Genomic DNA, 16,993 nt, shown 5'->3' on the forward strand with positions numbered 1-16,993 from the left:
AGGCCGTCGACTTTCCACTTGCATAACACAAAATATCACATATGGTACCATATACAACCTCTCGAAAGATCGACCAGATCAAAGTCGACATCGGGCAAGCCGGCGAAGAACGGTATCGGACCGCAAGGTCAACAGTCACTTCAGAGGAGAATCAACCAATGACATTCCGCACGCTTCTTCTTTCTGGCGCTGTCGCGCTTTCTGCTTTTGCTGGTCCGGTCGCCGCCAAGGACTGGAAGGCTGCAACGATCACGTTGGAGGGTGCCTATGCGCCCTGGAACATGACCAATGCCGATGGCACGCTCGGCGGTTTCGAGCCTGAGCTTGCAAAGATCCTGTGCGAGCGCGCCAAGATCGAATGCACGCTCGTCGCCTCCGATTGGGACGGCATGATCCCGGCACTCAATGCCGGCAAGTTCGACGTCATCATGGATGCACTGTCGATTACCGATGACCGCAAGAAGGTCATTGGCTTCACGATCCCCTATGCTGCGACGCCCGCGGCCTTCGCAACCGCCAAGGATAGCCCGCTCGCCAAAGCAGCCGGAACCGGCGCGACGATCAAGATGGCGCCCGGCCAGACCGGCGTTAAGGAGGTCGATGCGCTGAAGGAAGCCTTCAAGGGCAAAACGATCGGCATTCAGGCGGCGACGGTCTATGCGAAGTTCGTCTACGACAATTTCGGCGACATCGCAGAAATCCGCGAATACAAGACCGGCGCAGACCGGGATCTCGACCTTCAGAACGGACGCATTGATCTCGGTTTCGACGATGCCGTCTATTTCGCCAATGCCTTCCAGTCCGCAAACGACAGCCTGACCTTCACCGGCCCTGAAATCGTCGGCCCGATCTGGGGCGAGGGCGAAGGCCTCGGCGTACGTCAGGCCGACACGGATCTCCGCGACAAGTTCAACGAAGCGATCAAGTCGGCGCTTGCCGACGGGACTGTGAAGCAGCTGTCGATGAAGTGGTTTAAGGTCGACGTCAGCCCGCAGAACTGATTTCCGGCAAGGCCGGACATCACGGTCTCCGGCCATGATGCCGGAGACCGCATGCTATTCTGACACCGCCGGGTTTGCGGCGGGCGCGGGGAACATGACATGGCAACACTGGAACTGATTGGATTCGGCTCGACCGGATGGGGTGCGCTTCTCCTGCTTGCAGCACTCATGACGTTGTGCGTGACTGCAAGCGCGCTGGCGATCGGAGCTGCGCTGGGGGCGATCATCGCTGCCGCAAAACTCTCTGGAAAAGCGGCTCTCGTTACCCTCGGCAACGTCTATACGACCGTTTTTCGCGGCGTGCCTGAACTCTTGATCATCTATCTGATCTACTTCGGGGGCTCGTCCGCCGTCACCTCGATCGGCAAGGCCATGGGCTATGAGGGCTTCCTGGGCATGCCTTCGTTTCTCGCCGGTGCGCTCGCGGTCGGCATCATATCGGGCGCCTACCAGGCAGAGGTGTTTCGCGGGGCATACCTTGCCATTTCCAAAGGTGAACTGGAAGCGGCCAACGCCATCGGCATGAACAGCAGCCTTCGGTTTCGCCGGGTTATCATCCCGCAAGTGCTGCGTTTTGCCGTCCCAGGCCTTGGAAACGTGTGGCAGCTCAGCCTCAAGGATTCGGCACTGATATCGGTGACGGGTCTCGCCGAACTGATGCGCACCAGTCAGGTCGCGGCTGGTTCGACGCGGCAGTATTTCCTGTTTTTCATTGTCGGCGGCATCCTCTATCTCGTCCTGACGAGCCTCTCCGACCGCATCTTCAATGGCGCCGAGCGGCGCGCCAATCGCAGCATGCCGACAGCGGCCATGGGAAAGGCGTGAGGTGACATCATGGACTTTGCTTTTCTCCTCCAGACAATGACAACCCTGCTCAAGGCCGTTCCGATGACCTTGGCGCTGTTTTCTCTGTCTGTCTTTGTCGGTGGTCTTCTTGCGCTGCTGATCGTGTGGATGCGTGTCGGCGGCAACCCGGTACTCTCCGCATTTGCAAAGGGCTACATCTTCGTCTTCCGCGGCTCGCCGCTGTTGATCCAGATGTTTCTCGTCTTCTACGGCCTTGGCCAGTTCGGGTTCATCCGCTACTCCTTCCTGTGGCCGTTCCTGCGAGAGCCGTTTGTCTGCGCCGTACTGTCTCTTGCGCTTTGCACCGCGGGCTACTCGGCCGAGATTTTCCGCGGAGGAATTCGCGCCGTCTCGCCACGCGAGATCGAGGCCGCCCGCTCGATCGGAATGTCCGGCGCTCTGCTCGTTCGCCGCATCCTGGCGCCAATTGCATTCCGGCACGCGCTCCCGGCCTATTCCACCGAGATCGTCCTGATGATGAAGTCGACAGCGCTTGCAAGCCTTGTGACGGTCTGGGAGGTGACAGGCGTGGCACAGCGTCTGATCTCGCAAACCTATCGCACGATGGAGGTGTTCCTCTGTGCGGCCATCATCTACCTCGTTCTCAACTTCATCATCCTGCAGGCAATGTCCCTGCTCGAATATTCGCTCTCGCGTCATCGTCGTGCGGTTCCGCCGGCGCTGAAGGCCTGAGAGACTGAACGGACACGATTGGAGCTTCCATGCCAGGCGTTACCCGACTTTCCGTCCGCAACATCCGCAAGAGCTTCGGTACGCACGAGGTCCTGAAGGGCATCTCGCTCGATGCTCAGGATGGCGACGTCATCTCCTTGCTCGGGGCCTCGGGCTCGGGCAAATCCACCTTCCTACGTTGCATCAACCTCCTGGAGACGGCAACCGATGGCGAGATCTGGGTCGACGGTGAACAGATCCGGATGATCCACAAGGGCGGCACGAGCCGTCCTGCCAGCCAGAAACAGGTCGATCATATTCGATCGGAACTCGGAATGGTGTTCCAGTCCTTCAATCTGTGGTCACACATGACGATCCTGCAGAACGTCATCGAGGGGCCGGTGCATGTGCTCAAACGCCCTCGGTCGGAGTGCATTGCCGAGGCGGAGGTCCTGTTGAAGAAGGTCGGAATAGCCGACAAGCGGCACGCCTATCCTGCGCATCTGTCCGGCGGCCAGCAGCAGCGTGCCGCCATTGCCCGTGCGCTTGCGATGAAGCCGAAGGTCATGCTGTTTGACGAGCCGACCTCGGCTCTCGACCCAGAGCTTGTTGGCGAGGTGCTGCGGGTCATGCGCTCTCTGGCGGAGGAGGGCATGACCATGCTTGTCGTCACGCACGAAATGAGCTTCGCCCGCAACGTCTCCAATCGCGTCGTCTTCATGAAGGAAGGGCTGGTCGAAAGCAGCGGTACGCCCGACGAGATGTTCGGTGGGAGCGCAACGCCGGCTTTTCGCCAGTTCATCGGTCATTTCGGGACAGGGCAATGACTGTTGTCGTCGAGACCTGCATCGGCTGGCGTGACGTTGCGCGCGTCGCGAACGGGGAGGCGCTTGCATTGTCTCCTTCCGCCTTGGCACGTGTGGAGAGTGCCAGCCGGATCGTCGAGCGGATCGTCGAGACCGGCGTGCGTGCCTACGGCATCAATACCGGCGTCGGTGCCCTGTCGGATACAGTTGTCGACCGCAGCTCGCAGAGCCGCCTGTCGCGCAACATCGTCCTCAGTCACGCCTGTGGTGTCGGCGAGCTCTTGGCGCCACGGGAGGTTCGAGCGATCCTGGCGGCTCAAATTGCAAACTTCGCTCACGGCCATTCGGGCGTCAGGACTGACATCCTCCGGTATCTGACTGCCTTCCTGGATCATGATCTCATTCCGGACGTGCCCTCGAAAGGCTCGGCCGGATACCTGACGCACAATGCCCACACCGCACTCGTTCTGATTGGCGAGGGAAGCGCAAAGGTGAGGGGCAAGACCCTGAAGGGTGGCGAGGCGCTTAGCGCCATTGGCCTTGCACCGCTCGTGCTTCGCGCCAAGGAGGGGCTCAGCCTCGTCAACGGCACGGCTTGCGCGACCGGCCTGGCAAGCGTTGCCCTCTCACGGGTCCTCCACCTGCTTGACTGGGCAGATGCGGTTGCCGCGCTGACCCTCGAGGCCGCCGGATGCCAGATGGCTGCCTTCGACGAAACCGTGCTGGCCCTGCGTCCGTCGCGCGGCATCGCCGAGGTTGGTGCATCGTTGCGCCGTCGGCTGGCTGGCAGCGGCCTGGTAACGGCTGCCCTTGGCAAGCGAACCCAGGATGCCCTCAGCCTGCGCTCGGTCCCACACGCGCATGGCGCCGCCCGCGACGTCTTTGCCAATGCGTCAGATGTCGTCGATCGCGAACTTGCCTCGGTGACCGATAATCCGGCTATCTCGGGCACACCTGACGACCCGGTGGTTTCGTCCGAGGCGCACGCCGTCGCGCCCGCTCTTGCGCAGGCATGTGATAGCCTTGCGATTGCCATCGCCCAGATATCGGCAATGAGCGAGCGCCGTATGGACCGGCTCGTCAATCCGCTTGTCAGCGGTCTGCCGCCGTTCCTGGCAAGGGACGCCGGCAGCAATTCGGGTTTCATGATCGCGCAATATACGGCCGCCGCACTCAGCAACGAGAACCGCAGGCTGGCGGCACCCGCTTCCACCGACGGCGGCCTGACGTCAGGTCTGCAGGAAGATTTCCTTGCTCATCCCACTGCAGCGGCAAACAAGCTTCTGCAGGTCATCGACAACGCCGAGTATGTCGTCGCAATCGAACTGATGGCGGCTGCCCAGGCACACGATTTTCTTGAGCCGACCGCAAACCGGGCCAAGGGGACCGAGGCAATCCATCGCACAGCGCGCAAGGTCGTTTCGAACTATGGTGACGATCGTCCCCTGGCCGGTGACATGGAAGCCCTTCGAATGCTGATCCGCACCGAAGCGCCTCCGGACATGATTTAGGAAACGGATATGACAGCTCTATTCGATGTAGCCGTGATCGGCCTTGGTGCCATGGGATCTGCCACGCTCTCCTTTCTCGCCGAGCGGGGCGCCAAAACGATCGGCATCGATGCCTTTTATCCGGCTCATGCGCTGAGCTCGTCCCACGGAGACAGCCGCCTCATCCGGCTTGGCTATTTCGAGGATCCGTCCTACGTTCCGTTGCTGCGGCGCGCCTATCGAAACTGGAACGTGCTTGAAGCACGGCTTCGGGCGGAAATCCTGACAATCACCGGCGTCCTCCAGATTGGCGCAAGCGACAGCAAGATCGTGTCAGGAACCCGTGCGTCCTGCCAGATGCACGGCCTGGCGCACCAGATCCTCGACAAGGAGGAAATGAACAGACGATTTCCCGCCTTCCAGCTCGATGACGAGGAGATCGCGGTCCTCGATCCGCAAGGCGGCTATCTCCGGCCGGAACTGGCGGTAATGGGCTACCTCAAGCTTGCGGCACAGGATGGTGCTGTCCTTCATTTCGGGGAACGTGTGATTGCAATCGAACCTGACGATGTGGGCGTGACGATCCGCTCCGCAGATGGTCAGTATCGCGCCAGGAAGGTCGTGGTTGCCACCGGGTCGTGGATCGCCGAGCTTGTTCCGGAGTTGCGAACACTGGCGACCCCGATCCGCCAAGTGGTCGCATGGTATCAGCCGAAGGATGGCTTCCTGACCCAGCCGCAGCGCATGCCGTGTTTCCTGCGAGACGAAGGGGCGGAGGGCTCCTTCTTCGGATTTCCCGCAATCGGGGTGGACGGGGTGAAGATCGGCCGGCACGCCCATTTCCGTGAGCCGATCGATCCCAACCAGCAAAATCCGCCGGTGAACGACAGAGATACGGCGCTCCTTGACGGCTTCGTCGGCAAGCGCGTGCCCGGAGCGGCCGGTCAGCGCGTGAACACGGTGACCTGCCGTTACACCATGCTTCCCAGCGAGGATTTCCTGCTAGATCTTGCTCCGGGCAATCCGAATGTGGTGGTCGCCTCGCCCTGCTCGGGACACGGTTTCAAGTTCACGAGTGTGGTCGGCGAAATTCTTGCCGACCTGGCGCTTCAGGGGGAAACCGGTCTTCCCGTTTCTGCCTTTTCCTTCAAGGCCCTTAACCGCTTCGTGGCTACCGGCAAAGCCGGGTCTGGGGCAGCGTCAGTTTAGGCGCAGTCCGCTCTCGGCGTCAAAGAGGTGGATTGCCTCTGCGGCGAAGGATAGCGTCAGCCGCTGGCCGTTTTCCAACAGGGTGCGCGGCGGCAGGCAGGCCATGATCCGCTGCGTTCCAGCAAGGGCGGTCACCACAAGTTCCGGGCCGGTCAGCTCGGCGACCTCGCATGTCGCCTCGATCGTATGCTCGCACGAGCCGGGTCCAAATGCTTCCGGACGAATCCCCGCAATCAGCTTCATGCCGTCGCCTGGCTTCGTTTCAAGTCCGCGCGGAATGGGCAGCACCATGTCGCTGCCGTCGACCTGAAGCTCGCTGCGGCGTGCGGTAACACGCAAAAGGTTCATCGGTGGTGCGCCGACGAAGGTGGCGACATAGAGGGTTGCCGGTCGGTCGTAGATTTCGGATGGCGACCCGAGCTGCTCGATCCGCCCGTCACGCATCACTGCGATGCGGCTGGCAAGCGTCATCGCCTCGATCTGGTCATGCGTTACGTAGACGACCGTTGTCTTAAGCATCTGATGCAGGCGCTTGAGTTCGGTTCGCATCTCCATGCGCAGCTTCGCATCAAGATTGGACAGTGGTTCGTCAAAGAGGAAGACCTCCGGTTTGCGCACCAGCGCCCGGCCGATTGCCACGCGTTGGCGCTGACCCCCCGACAGCTGGCTTGGCTTTCGCTCGAGCAGGCTTTCGATCTGCAGCAACTTCGCGGCATCGCGTACCGCACGGTCGCGCTCCTCTCCCGGAACTTTGCGCATTTCCAGACCGAAACCGATATTGCGGTGCACGGTCAGGTTGGGATAGAGGGCATAGGACTGGAAGACCATGGCGATGTCGCGGTCCTTCGGATGCACTCCAAGGACGGAGCGGCCGCCGATGCGAACGTCGCCGCTCGTTGCCTCAGCCAATCCGGCAAGGATGTTGAGCAGGGTGGACTTTCCACAGCCTGACGAGCCGAGCAATACCAGAAATTCACCGCTTTCGAGCGCAATGTCGATGCCCTTTAGCGTTTCGACATCGCCGTATGTTTTGCGGATGTTTTTGATTTCGAGCGCACTCATTGAGCCATGTCCTTGGATGCGGGTTCGCTGCCGTAGCTGCGTGGAAGGGTGGAAATGGCCCGAGAGGCAACCTGTGTCCCCATGTCTAGGCAGGCGGCAAGCGGCATCCCTCTCGTCAATGCCGCAAGAAAGCCGGCATTGAAGACATCACCGGCACCAATCGTATCGACGACCGTGACGATCGGGGCGACCACCGAGATGCATTGTCCGTCGGCTCCGATGGCAAGGGCGCCATCCGCGTCGCGCTTGACGACGACGATCGCACCATCTGGCATATGGGATCGGAGTTCGGCGGCTGCCTGCGCGGGATTGTCGAGGCCGGAAAGCGTGGTCGACTCCACCTCGTTGAGAAGCGCGATCGCACAGCGCGATAGCCAGCGTCGCGTGGCATCGCAGTTTTCGCTGGTCCAACCGTCGAGCGGCCAGCCTGTGTCGAGGGCAACGTCGATCCGATGCGCGTCCGCCCAATCGAAGAAGGCCTCGTAGTCCCGTGTCAGGTCCTCCGTCAGGAACGATCCGCAAAGCAGCAGGCAGCCTCCGGCGAGCCGCGTGCCATCGAGAACTGAAAGGACATCGGACAGGCTGAGGCGTGGGAGGTGACCGCGGGTCGTGAAGAAGGTGCGCTCGCCGTCGGGATGGGTGATGCCGACCGAAAGCGTCGTCTGCTCCGGGCGAACCGGCCAGTTAAGGGCGCGCTTCCCGAAAGTCTCGCTGAGCCATTTGCCGAACTGGTCATTGCCGACATTTGCGGCAATTTCGAAGGGAATGCCGAGCCCGTCCCAGGCAAGGGCGCTGTTGCCGGCTGCACCGCCGACACGCAATTCGTCATGGTCGACGATGATTTCGGTACCCGCCTTCGGCCAGGGTGCGGCTGGGCCAAGGATGAGGTCGACATTGACATTTCCGACGACGGCAAGAGGGCGCATCATTCGCTCCGGGTGATCTTGGTCGAGCGCACCGGCGTGCCGGCGTTGTCAACACGGGCGTCGGCGAAGGCAATCATCAGACGCTGGGCAGTAGGCAGCATCGCAAAGATTGCGGCAAGACCGGATGCAGGTTTGAAGCCGATGGTGACCGCACCCGGAACAGGGTCGTCTCCAGAAGCGTCGAAGATGACAACGGGTGCACCGGTCTCGACGACTGATACGGCCATGGCTGTCACCAGAGCGGCCGTGCTGTCCTGTCCCCTGAAGAGAACGACGCCGATCGCCGGGTCGAGCATCTCCATCGGTCCGTGCCGCAACTGCCCGCCCTCCAGTGAAAAGCAGGGTCGACGGGAGAGTTCGGTCAGGCCGAGCGCCAGCGCCTCTGCGAGGCCCTGCAGCCGCCGGCCCGAGGTAACGACCGTAGCCACCCGGCTCAAGGCGGTAAGGGCAGGATCTATGCTTGGCGCTTCCGGTGCGGTAAGTGCAGCGAGCGCTGCGGCGGGATCCTCGCCAAGGGCAGCCAGCACCGCAAGATGAAGGGCAAACGAGACCGTCAGGCTGCGCGTTGCAGCAAAGGCGAGTTCCGTTCCACCGGCGCCGACAAGGGACGTTGCGGTGCGGGCCAGGAAGGATCCGTCCTCGAGCGTCAGCCCGAACGTGTCCGGGCTGCCCCCGGTTTCCGAGAACCAGCGCACGACCTCGGCGCTCTCGCCCGATTGAGAGGTGATGATGACGGTTCTGCCGTCAAGCGTCAGCGGCTGCCCGAGCTGCTCAGACAAAGGCAGGGCGATCGCATCGATGCCGATCACCCGGTAGAGCGGCTCGACAGCGCGCCCAACCGCATGTGATCCGCCCATGCCGAGGAGGAGGAGCCTTCCGGTTTTCTTCAACGATGCGGCGATGGCCTCTGCGGCCTCCCTGGCGCCATGAAAGGAGGCGAGGGCGTCGGAATGCTGGCGTTCCATCTCGCGATTGATCGCAATCAGGCCGATGGGTCGTGTCGTTTCCATGGTGTTTGTCATCCCTTGACGCCGCCGCTTGTCAGCCCGGAAATCAGGGCGCGTTGCATGATGAGACCGACGAAAACTGGTGGCAGGGCGGCGAGCACACCGGCAGTTGCGATCAGGCCGTAATCCGAGACACGACCACCTGCCAGATCGGCGATGGCGACCGTGAGTGTCTTGGCGCGCTGGTCGGACGTGAAGAGAAGCGCGTAGAAGAATTCATCCCAGCCGAGCAGGAAGGCAAAGAGTGCGGAGGTTGCGACCACCGGCATGGCAAGCGGCAGCGTGATGATCTTCCAGGTCTGGAGCAGGCCTGCACCGTCGATCATCGCCGCGGCTTCGATCTCCTTGGGAATGGAATCGAACCCGGATTTCATGAGCCACGTTGTGAACGGCGCAAGGATCGTGAGATAGACGAGTGCAAGGCCAAAAACGTTGTTCAGCATGCCGAGATGGGCAAGACCCATGTAGAGCGGTACGGCAAGCGCAACGGGTGGCAGCATGTAGGTGGCGATCACCATTGAAAGCGACCATCCGACGGAGGGCGTGCGCGATACCGCCCAGCCCGCCGGAATGGCAAGTGCAATCGCCGCGATCGTTGCTATGCCAGCAACCTCGATGCTGTTCCTCAGCGACGCGGTGAACGCCGCGCCGGCGCTGTTTTCGAGAGTCGACAAAAGCACGCCGTACCGCGAGAAATCAGCTGACTGCGGCCACCAGCGTAGCGGCTTGGCGGAAAGATCGGCAGCCGGCGAAATGCTCATGACAAAGAGCCACAGGACAGGCGCCAGGATGACAGCGGCAAGCAGCAAGGCACAGGCATGGATGAAGATTGAGAAACATAGGCTCTTGCGTTCCATCAGGCAGCACTCCCGGCAGTCTTGCGCACCAGCGCCGCATAGGCGAGGGCAAGCAGCGTCACCAGCAGTGTGACGATCAGTGCGAGTGAAGCACCAGAACCGGCCCGCTGGAACGAGAAGGCTTCCTGGTAGACCAAGATCGAGAGCGTTCTCGTGCTGTTGGCGGGGCCGCCGCGTGTCATCACCCAGATGATGTCGAACACCTTAAACGCCTCGATCGTCCGCAGAACCAGGGCGACCATCAGCGGGCCGGCGAGATAGGGCAGGATCACGAAGCGAAAACGCGCAAAAGCGCCGGCACCATCGACGAGCGAGGCAGCCGTGATATCGCGGGGTACAGCCTGCAGGGCGGCAAGCGCGATCAGGGCCACCAGGGGGAAATTCTTCCAGCAGTCAGCGACAATCAGTGCGGCAAGCGCCGTTCCCGGTTCTCCGAGCCACGAGCGATAGGTATCGATGAGGCCGATCTGCGTCAGCGCCGCGTTGAGGGCGCCATATTCCGGATTATAGATCAGTCGCCAGAGTGTTGCGTTCACGACTGTCGGCAGTGCCCAGGGCAGGATCATCAACGCGCGCAACACGGCCCGTCCCTGGAAATCCTGGTTCAGTAGGAGTGCCGCAAGAACGCCGATCACCATCTCGGCGGCAACGGAGATGACCGCAAACCAGGTGGTCGTTATCAGTGTCCGCTGGAAATTCGAGCCGGACATCATCTTCACATAATTTTCGATGCCGACGAAATTGCCGGCCGTGCCGACAAGCTTGGCGTCTGTAAAGGAGAGACCGACGGTGTCGACCAAGGGCCATCCGATGACGGCGATCATCACGACAAGAAGCGGCAACATCAAAAGCCACGCGCGGGTCGTCATCCAGGTGCCGTACATCGGGCGTCTCTCAATTCATCGGATTGGCAAGGTGAAGCCAGGCGGCATGTGCCGCCTGGGTGTCGCTATCGGTCAGAGACCACTGTTTTCGGCAGCCGATTTCAGGGCATCTTCCGGCGAGGACTGGCCGAGAAGAGACTCCTGGATCGCCTGCTGGAGTGCCGTAGATAGCTCCTGGTATTTCGGCGTGGTCGGGCGCGGATACATGGCGGCGAGACCGATCTTGGCCGCAGAGATCAGTTCCTCCTGACCTTTCGTGACAGCTGGGTCATCATAGGAGGATGCCCAGATCGGCAGGCTGAGCTTTGCGAACTGGTTCTGCGTTGCCTGGGAAGTCATGAAGGCCACGTACTTCCAGGCCTCATCGGGATGCTTACTTGCTGTGGTTACGCCGAGGCCCATCGAGCCGTTGACTGCCGATGCTTCGCTCTTGCCGGCCACGCCCGGAGCTGGGACGACGCCGACCTTGCCTGCGACCTTGCTGTCCTTCGGGTCATTCGCCATGTTGTACATGTAGGTCCAGTTGAGCGCGAAGGCGGCATCGCCGTTCTGGAAGACCTTGCGGACGTCTTCTTCGAGAAATTCCTTGGAATTCGGATTTGTCAGCCCGGACTTGTAGCTGGCGACCATGTAGTTCAGCGCATCTAGACCGCCGCCATTCTGGAAGGCCGGCTTGCCGTCCTTCAGGAAATCACCCTTGTAGGCGCTGACGAGCGTAGTATAGTCGCAGATCGCGGCTTCCGCCTGCGACCAGCTCCAGGCGATTGGCGTTGCAAGAAGGCCCTTGTCCTTGATGGTCTTTGCCTGCTCGGTCAGTTCGTCCCAGGTCTTGGGCGGCGCCTTGATGCCGGCTTTCTCAAGAATTTCCTTGTTATAGAAGAGGTACTTCGTGTCCAGGATCCACGGCATGCCGTAGTATTTTCCGTCATACTGGACCGTTGTCCATGCGCCGGGGAGGACACCTTTCTTCATGTCGTCGGTTATGCGCGACGTGACGTCGACGAGGACCTTGTTGGTTGCATATTCAGCTGGCCAGATCACGTCGAAGAGGACGACATCATAGCCACCGCCGGACCCTTGGGCGAGCACGGTCTTGTCATGCAGGCCTTCATAGGGGACGAATTCGAGATTGACCTTGACGTCCGGGTTTGCCTTGGAAAAGGCATCGGTCATGGAGCGAACATCGGCTTCGCTATAGGCCGCCTGCGCCATGAAGAGCGCGTTGATCGTGGTTTCGGCAAAGGCATGCGGCGCGAAGGACGCGCCGATCAGTGCAGCGCCAAGCATCGTCTTATGTAGTGACTTCAACATTCCAGCCTCCAGTTTTTGACATTCACCGTTTTCCAAGGGCGGCCGTCGCCGCCATCAGCATTCGAACAGGCGCCGGCGAAGCGGCTGCCAGGTGCGGAGCGTCGTCAGAGCATGTCGCTCTCTGCGTTCCCCGGAACTCTGTGGTTCCTTATTAAGTCAATTCTCTTGACTTATTTGTTCTTCAATATTCTACTGCTGTCAAGAGGAAATCAGGATGAACGATGCGCGGCCCATAAGGGCAAAGAGTGGGACAAATCATGAAGGCACCAGCGCCCATAACAGACGAGTGCTGATGGATGCGCTGCGGATGAACGGGGCCCTGTCGCGGGCCGACCTTTCTCGCGCGACGAAGCTCACGAAACAGACCATCTCCAATATCATCGACGAACTCGAGGAGGAGGGACTGGTAAGCGCGCTGGATGCGGTTCGCAAAGGCAGGGGACAGCCATCGACACCCTATGCACTAGTCCCGGAAGGTGCGTTTGCGATCGGACTGCAGATCGATCGGCACGTGACGCGGGCCGTCGCCGTCGATCTCGTCGGCAGCGTGCTCGCCCGAGCCGAAGCAAACTTGCCACCCATTGGTCCCTCCGGCGGTGTCGCGCTCATCTTGAAGCTTATCGAGAGAGTTCGCCTCGATCTTGCTGATATATTTGAACAATCAGAACGTCGTCTGGTTGGCCTCGGAGCCGCCATGCCCGGGCCGTTCGGCATCGATGCCGCCGTCGACGATCCGTGGATGATGGCGGCATGGCAGGCATTCCCGCTGATCGAGACGCTTTCCACCGGCACTGGCCTAAGTGTTCGCCTGCAAAACGATGCGGCCGCATGTGCAACTGCGGAGCGCATGGTCGGTGCTGCGAACGGGCTTGATCATGCCGTTTGCCTCTACCTGGGCTACGGCATCGGAGCCGGGCTCATTCTGGGGGGGGAGCTTTATAGCGGCGCCAACGGAAATGCCGGCGAGATCGGCATGGCCCTGCTTTCGGCGAGCGGCAGCCCGACTCCGCTCGAGCATCGCGCTTCGCTCGCGTCGCTCTACCAGCATCTGGGGATCGACCCGGCGGACACAGGCGTTTACGCGACGATTAACGCGCTGGCGCAAACGGACGACGCGAGAATTGAGAGCTGGATCGAAGAAGCCGTGATGGATCTGCGCTGGAGCATCCATCTGATCGAAACCATCTTCGACCCGCAGACCGTCATACTTTGCGGAGGGGCACCGGAAGCCCTCGCGCAGCGCCTGGTCGCGGCTGTGCATCCACTTACGCCGTCCCTCGCAGACCGGCGGGACCGGACCATTCCGCGGTTTCAACTCGGAATGACGGATTCATGGGCCGTCGCACGCGGTGCGGCCGCCGATCCCATCAGTCGCGCGTTCGATCCGAGCTTTGCGGCCATCCTGAAGGAATCGCTTTAGGATCAAGCCTCGCCAGGGGTACGACAGCCGGGCACCTCCGCCATTCACCAAATTCGGGGTCTTTTTTGCCTCATCGTTGCTGGGCCGGAGACTTGGCGATAACACAAAAAAGAAACCCGGTGCCATAGGCATCGGGTTTCCTTCGACTGCAGTTGAGGGGGGCGCAGTCAAATGCAACGGGCGTTGCGCCAAAAGAACTCGCGTCCTCCGCATTGGTTCCAAAATAAAAACGATCTCTTGCAACAACAGCATCCTGGGTGCCCGTCGGGCGAGGGCGGAACGGGAGACCGGTCTTGCTCTCCCCTCTGCCGAAGTCGGATAGCACAGATGCAGGTTGATCGCCTTTGGGGCCTTGCCGCTGCGATCCGGCTCGGTCGTAGGAAACCTGTTGCCCGTACCGTAATTCATAAAGGCCTGCGGCCGGAAGGCGGTTACGTGCACAAAGACATCTCTATCGCCGCCAATCTGGCTTGATGGAACCGAAGCCCTTGGCGGAATTGAAAAACTTCGCAGTGCCCTTGGCCATAGATCCTCCCATAGTTGAGCGAATGCTCGGTTTACGGTTGCGCAAGCGAAATCGCAGGGTCTGGAAGTGCCGGAGCCTCACGACATTGGAACGACGAGGAACGGATGACAACAAGAGTTTCCACGAATGTTCGCAGTTCAATCGTCCAACGCAGCAGTTCGTTCGAATGCCTTTGCCGACATTGCGTCCATCGTCGCGACGACCATTGCCTGCTAGCCGGAGATGGACGGCGCCTCTATCAAGGTCACTGAGGATGGCGGAGTTCTCATGCTCGAGGGGGAAGGCGCTATCGGCCCTGCCCTCGCCAGCGATATCGCAATGAGAAATATCGGCACGCGGTTCTTCAACCTTATCAGTCCATTATAGGCGTTTGTTTCGACTTTACTAGCGCGCTGTCTGACGCGTCTTTGGCGCGGGGCTGTGGGTCTGGCTCACCGTGGACGAGGGACGCTCAATAAGGTTTGAGACCGTCACCCTCCGGACCACGTGAAAGGATGATCGAGGTGTCCTGCCAGATGCGAAATCCACCGAAAAACGCGAGACGGTTGTCGCCTCTGATGCAGCCGCTGGGGAGTTCGTCAAGCTCATCGATCTGGCCTCCGCCGATCACAATGTAGTCGGGCAGCAAAGCGGCCTGAAGCCGTGCGACAACATCGAAAACGGACTCCTTCCACTTCTTGTGGCCGCGTCGAACGAGACCTCGCTTCCCAACATAATCCTCGAATGTTAGCTGCTTTCTGTAGGGCAAGTGTGCGAGCTCCAGCGGTTGAGCCACGCTTTCCATCACCATGGCCGATCCCAGGCCTGTTCCGAGGCCGAGAAACAACAGCCGCCCGCCCTTGTAGCTTCCTATTGCCTGCATAAGGGCGTCGTTGACGAGCTTGACTGGCTTTCCGAAAGCCTGGGAGAAATCAAAACCTTTCCACCCTGGCCCGAGGTTCGCGGGTTCCAGCGACGGACGGTTGTTGCGAACGGGACCCGGGTAACCGATCGATAGCACGTCATAGTCGATATCTTTCGCCATCAGCTTGATGGCATCGACCGCCTGCCGGGCTGAGAGTGCCGGTCCAGACCTGGTTTTTCGCTCTTCCACACCACGGGCAAGAATCTTCATGTTGTTGCCGCCGATATCAACGGCAAGAATCCGACGGTCAATGGTTTCGATGTGGCTCGTCATGCTCGCCCTTTTTACTTACCCGGCTTACTTAGATAACGCTCATCGGCGTTTGATAAAGGGGCCGTCATCCCCAAAAAAAACGACATGCAAAAGTCAAAGTGCGGTGGCCCGGAACGGGCGTCGGCGCTATGCGGATGAGAGCGAAGACACGGCAAGGCATGGCACTCGCCTGAGCCACTCTCACACTCTGGATATGGAAAAATCGTTGACAGCACCGCGCTTGGCCGAAACATTGGCTCGGGCAACCGCTGGCGCGGGTTGCTGAAACAGCACTTTCCGAGGAGTAAACTACACTCCGCCATTCGATCTCAGCCAAAATTGAAGCCTTTAGCCGGTCTGGTGAACCATCTTAGACACCAGGACGCTTGCAAGCATTACCCAAGGGGATGGAAATGACAGCAGATGAACGCATGATGTCACAGATGACCAGCAAGAAGGGCTTCATCGCCGCCCTTGATCAGAGCGGTGGGTCCACGCCGGCTGCGTTACGACTCTATGGCATCGCTGACTCCAACTACAGCGGCGAGGAGGAAATGTTTCGACTCATGCATGCGATGCGTGTGCGCATCATGACAGCGCCCGCCTTCACCGGTGACAAGATCATCGGGGCCATCCTGTTTGAAAGGACGATGGATGGAGATGCCGGTGGAAGGTCCGTCCCGTCGTTCCTGTGGGAGGATCGCGGCGTCGTCCCATTTCTGAAGGTCGACAAGGGACTGTCTGCCGAGGAGAACGGCGTTCAAGTCATGAAGCCGATGCCCGATCTCGACGCGCTCCTGGCCCGTGCCGTGAAGAAGGGAATTTTCGGAACGAAGATGAGGTCCGTGATTGCTCACGCTGACCGGGCGGGGATCGCTGCCGTAGTGAAGCAGCAATTTGATGTAGCTCGGCAGATCATCGGTCACGGACTTGTTCCGATCATAGAGCCGGAAGTGTCGATCAAAAGCCCCACCAAGGGGGAAGCGGAGGAGATCCTGCGCGAAGAGCTCGCCCGGGGACTCGACGCGCTTCCAGTGGGCGAGCGGGTGATGATCAAGCTCACCATTCCGACCGTTTCCGATTTCTACAAACCGCTTATCGACCACAGGTCGGTTGTTCGGGTGGTGGCCCTTTCTGGTGGCTACAGTCGCGCAGATGCATGCGAGAAGCTCACCCACAACCACGGCATGATTGCGAGCTTCTCACGAGCTCTGACAGAAGATCTTCGAGACTCGATGAGCGACAAGGAGTTCGACGCGAGCCTCGCAAGGACGGTCGACGAAATTTACAGCGCGAGTGCGTCCACAATCTGAATTGCCAATGTCACAAGCTTGAGCCACGAAAAAGGGGCAGCGGGAGATGTGCCGTCGCCTGTCGGCCTCCGTTCAATATCGGTCACCGGTCCGAGGCAGGTGCACGATCAGAACTGGCGGTCGCTGGGGGCAGGGCGATTGTCTCGCCTTGATGGGTTTGAATCTTCGCCAAACGCCGCTTCGCCAATAGAGCCGCCACGTCAGACCACTCCTGACGCACGAGATTTCTACGTCCGGAAAAAAGGCCGGCACCTCCCTCGGCACCGACCTCTTCGATCTGTCTCAATGGCAACTTCCAGTACATCCGTGGTCAATTGTTTGCCGCGTCTCGAAACGTTACGTTGTTCAGTCCGAAGGCACGTTAAAGTTGACCTACCAAAAATGTCGGGCAGGACTTTTACATTGAATAGGACCACTGGCCCGGCGAAGATTTCTTCAAGCTTGCCCCGGCGCTGCGATCTCTGGACTGTTCGTTAGGAGACGAACAACTTCCGCGGACAGCTCGGC

General features: G+C 60.3%; 15 protein-coding genes and 1 pseudogene. 8 read left to right on the forward strand and 8 right to left on the reverse strand.

Translation table 11 applies throughout. The annotated features are described in order from the left end of the window. Positions 1-158 precede the first annotated feature (158 nt). The 6 genes from FHX16_RS23215 (at position 159) to solA (ending at position 6,024) form a co-directional block, all read left to right on the forward strand. On the forward strand, positions 159-1,001 hold the full coding sequence (locus FHX16_RS23215) for a transporter substrate-binding domain-containing protein (protein WP_183759180.1): 843 nt from the start codon (positions 159-161) through the stop codon (positions 999-1,001). Positions 1,002-1,100: 99 nt separating this feature from the next. After that, complete coding sequence (locus tag FHX16_RS23220; protein WP_259130606.1) at positions 1,101-1,826, forward strand: ABC transporter permease; 726 nt, start codon at positions 1,101-1,103, stop codon at positions 1,824-1,826. A 9-nt stretch (positions 1,827-1,835) separates the two neighbouring features. Further along, positions 1,836-2,540 (forward strand): ABC transporter permease, encoded by a 705-nt coding sequence (locus FHX16_RS23225; RefSeq protein WP_183759178.1) that lies wholly within the window; start codon positions 1,836-1,838, stop codon positions 2,538-2,540. A gap of 29 nt (positions 2,541-2,569) precedes the next feature. Further along, positions 2,570-3,346, forward strand: coding sequence for an ABC transporter ATP-binding protein (locus FHX16_RS23230; protein WP_183759177.1), 777 nt, complete (start codon positions 2,570-2,572; stop codon positions 3,344-3,346). After that, positions 3,343-4,836 carry a histidine ammonia-lyase gene (hutH, locus tag FHX16_RS23235; RefSeq protein WP_183759176.1) on the forward strand — a complete coding sequence of 498 codons (1,494 nt, stop codon included), beginning with the start codon at positions 3,343-3,345 and terminating at the stop codon, positions 4,834-4,836. The genes FHX16_RS23230 and hutH overlap by 4 nt, the downstream gene beginning before the upstream one ends. A 9-nt stretch (positions 4,837-4,845) precedes the next feature. Next, entirely contained in the window at positions 4,846-6,024 is a 1,179-nt protein-coding gene (solA, locus tag FHX16_RS23240) for an N-methyl-L-tryptophan oxidase (protein WP_183759175.1), read from the forward strand. Here solA and FHX16_RS23245 read toward each other — a convergent pair. From FHX16_RS23245 to FHX16_RS23270, 6 genes are all read right to left on the reverse strand, one after another. Continuing rightward, positions 6,016-7,086: an ABC transporter ATP-binding protein gene (locus FHX16_RS23245; RefSeq protein ID WP_183759174.1), complete on the reverse strand. Its 1,071-nt coding sequence runs from the start codon at positions 7,084-7,086 to the stop codon at positions 6,016-6,018. The two genes, solA and FHX16_RS23245, sit on opposite strands and share 9 nt — an antisense overlap. Further along, positions 7,083-8,012 carry a PfkB family carbohydrate kinase gene (locus FHX16_RS23250; RefSeq protein WP_259130611.1) on the reverse strand — a complete coding sequence of 310 codons (930 nt, stop codon included), beginning with the start codon at positions 8,010-8,012 and terminating at the stop codon, positions 7,083-7,085. The genes FHX16_RS23245 and FHX16_RS23250 overlap by 4 nt, the downstream gene beginning before the upstream one ends. Next, complete coding sequence (locus FHX16_RS23255) at positions 8,012-9,034, reverse strand: SIS domain-containing protein (protein WP_183759172.1); 1,023 nt, start codon at positions 9,032-9,034, stop codon at positions 8,012-8,014. Before FHX16_RS23255 ends, FHX16_RS23250 begins: the two co-directional genes overlap by 1 nt. Further along, positions 9,031-9,876, reverse strand: a complete 846-nt coding sequence (locus FHX16_RS23260) for a carbohydrate ABC transporter permease (RefSeq protein ID WP_183759171.1) — start codon at positions 9,874-9,876, stop codon at positions 9,031-9,033. Before FHX16_RS23260 ends, FHX16_RS23255 begins: the two co-directional genes overlap by 4 nt. Beyond that, positions 9,876-10,760 (reverse strand): carbohydrate ABC transporter permease, encoded by an 885-nt coding sequence (locus FHX16_RS23265; protein ID WP_259130614.1) that lies wholly within the window; start codon positions 10,758-10,760, stop codon positions 9,876-9,878. Before FHX16_RS23265 ends, FHX16_RS23260 begins: the two co-directional genes overlap by 1 nt. Positions 10,761-10,832: 72 nt before the next feature. After that, positions 10,833-12,071 carry an extracellular solute-binding protein gene (locus tag FHX16_RS23270; protein ID WP_183864102.1) on the reverse strand — a complete coding sequence of 413 codons (1,239 nt, stop codon included), beginning with the start codon at positions 12,069-12,071 and terminating at the stop codon, positions 10,833-10,835. A 214-nt stretch (positions 12,072-12,285) separates the two neighbouring features. On the opposite strand from FHX16_RS23270, the gene FHX16_RS23275 reads away from it, so the two are divergent. Beyond that, positions 12,286-13,491, forward strand: coding sequence for an ROK family transcriptional regulator (locus tag FHX16_RS23275; RefSeq protein ID WP_259130616.1), 1,206 nt, complete (start codon positions 12,286-12,288; stop codon positions 13,489-13,491). Between the two features lie 330 nt (positions 13,492-13,821). Here the strand turns inward: FHX16_RS23275 and FHX16_RS23280 are convergent. Beyond that, positions 13,822-14,017, reverse strand: a pseudogene (locus FHX16_RS23280) (cold-shock protein); the annotation flags it as partial. 451 nt (positions 14,018-14,468) lie between these two features. Next, positions 14,469-15,194: an ROK family protein gene (locus FHX16_RS23285; RefSeq protein ID WP_259130618.1), complete on the reverse strand. Its 726-nt coding sequence runs from the start codon at positions 15,192-15,194 to the stop codon at positions 14,469-14,471. Positions 15,195-15,586: 392 nt separating this feature from the next. On the opposite strand from FHX16_RS23285, the gene FHX16_RS23290 reads away from it, so the two are divergent. Further along, positions 15,587-16,486, forward strand: coding sequence for a fructose bisphosphate aldolase (locus FHX16_RS23290; protein WP_183759166.1), 900 nt, complete (start codon positions 15,587-15,589; stop codon positions 16,484-16,486). Positions 16,487-16,993: the final 507 nt, after the last annotated feature.

It is taken from the genome of Rhizobium sp. BK661, assembly GCF_024808825.1.
GTDB lineage: Bacteria > Pseudomonadota > Alphaproteobacteria > Rhizobiales > Rhizobiaceae > Rhizobium.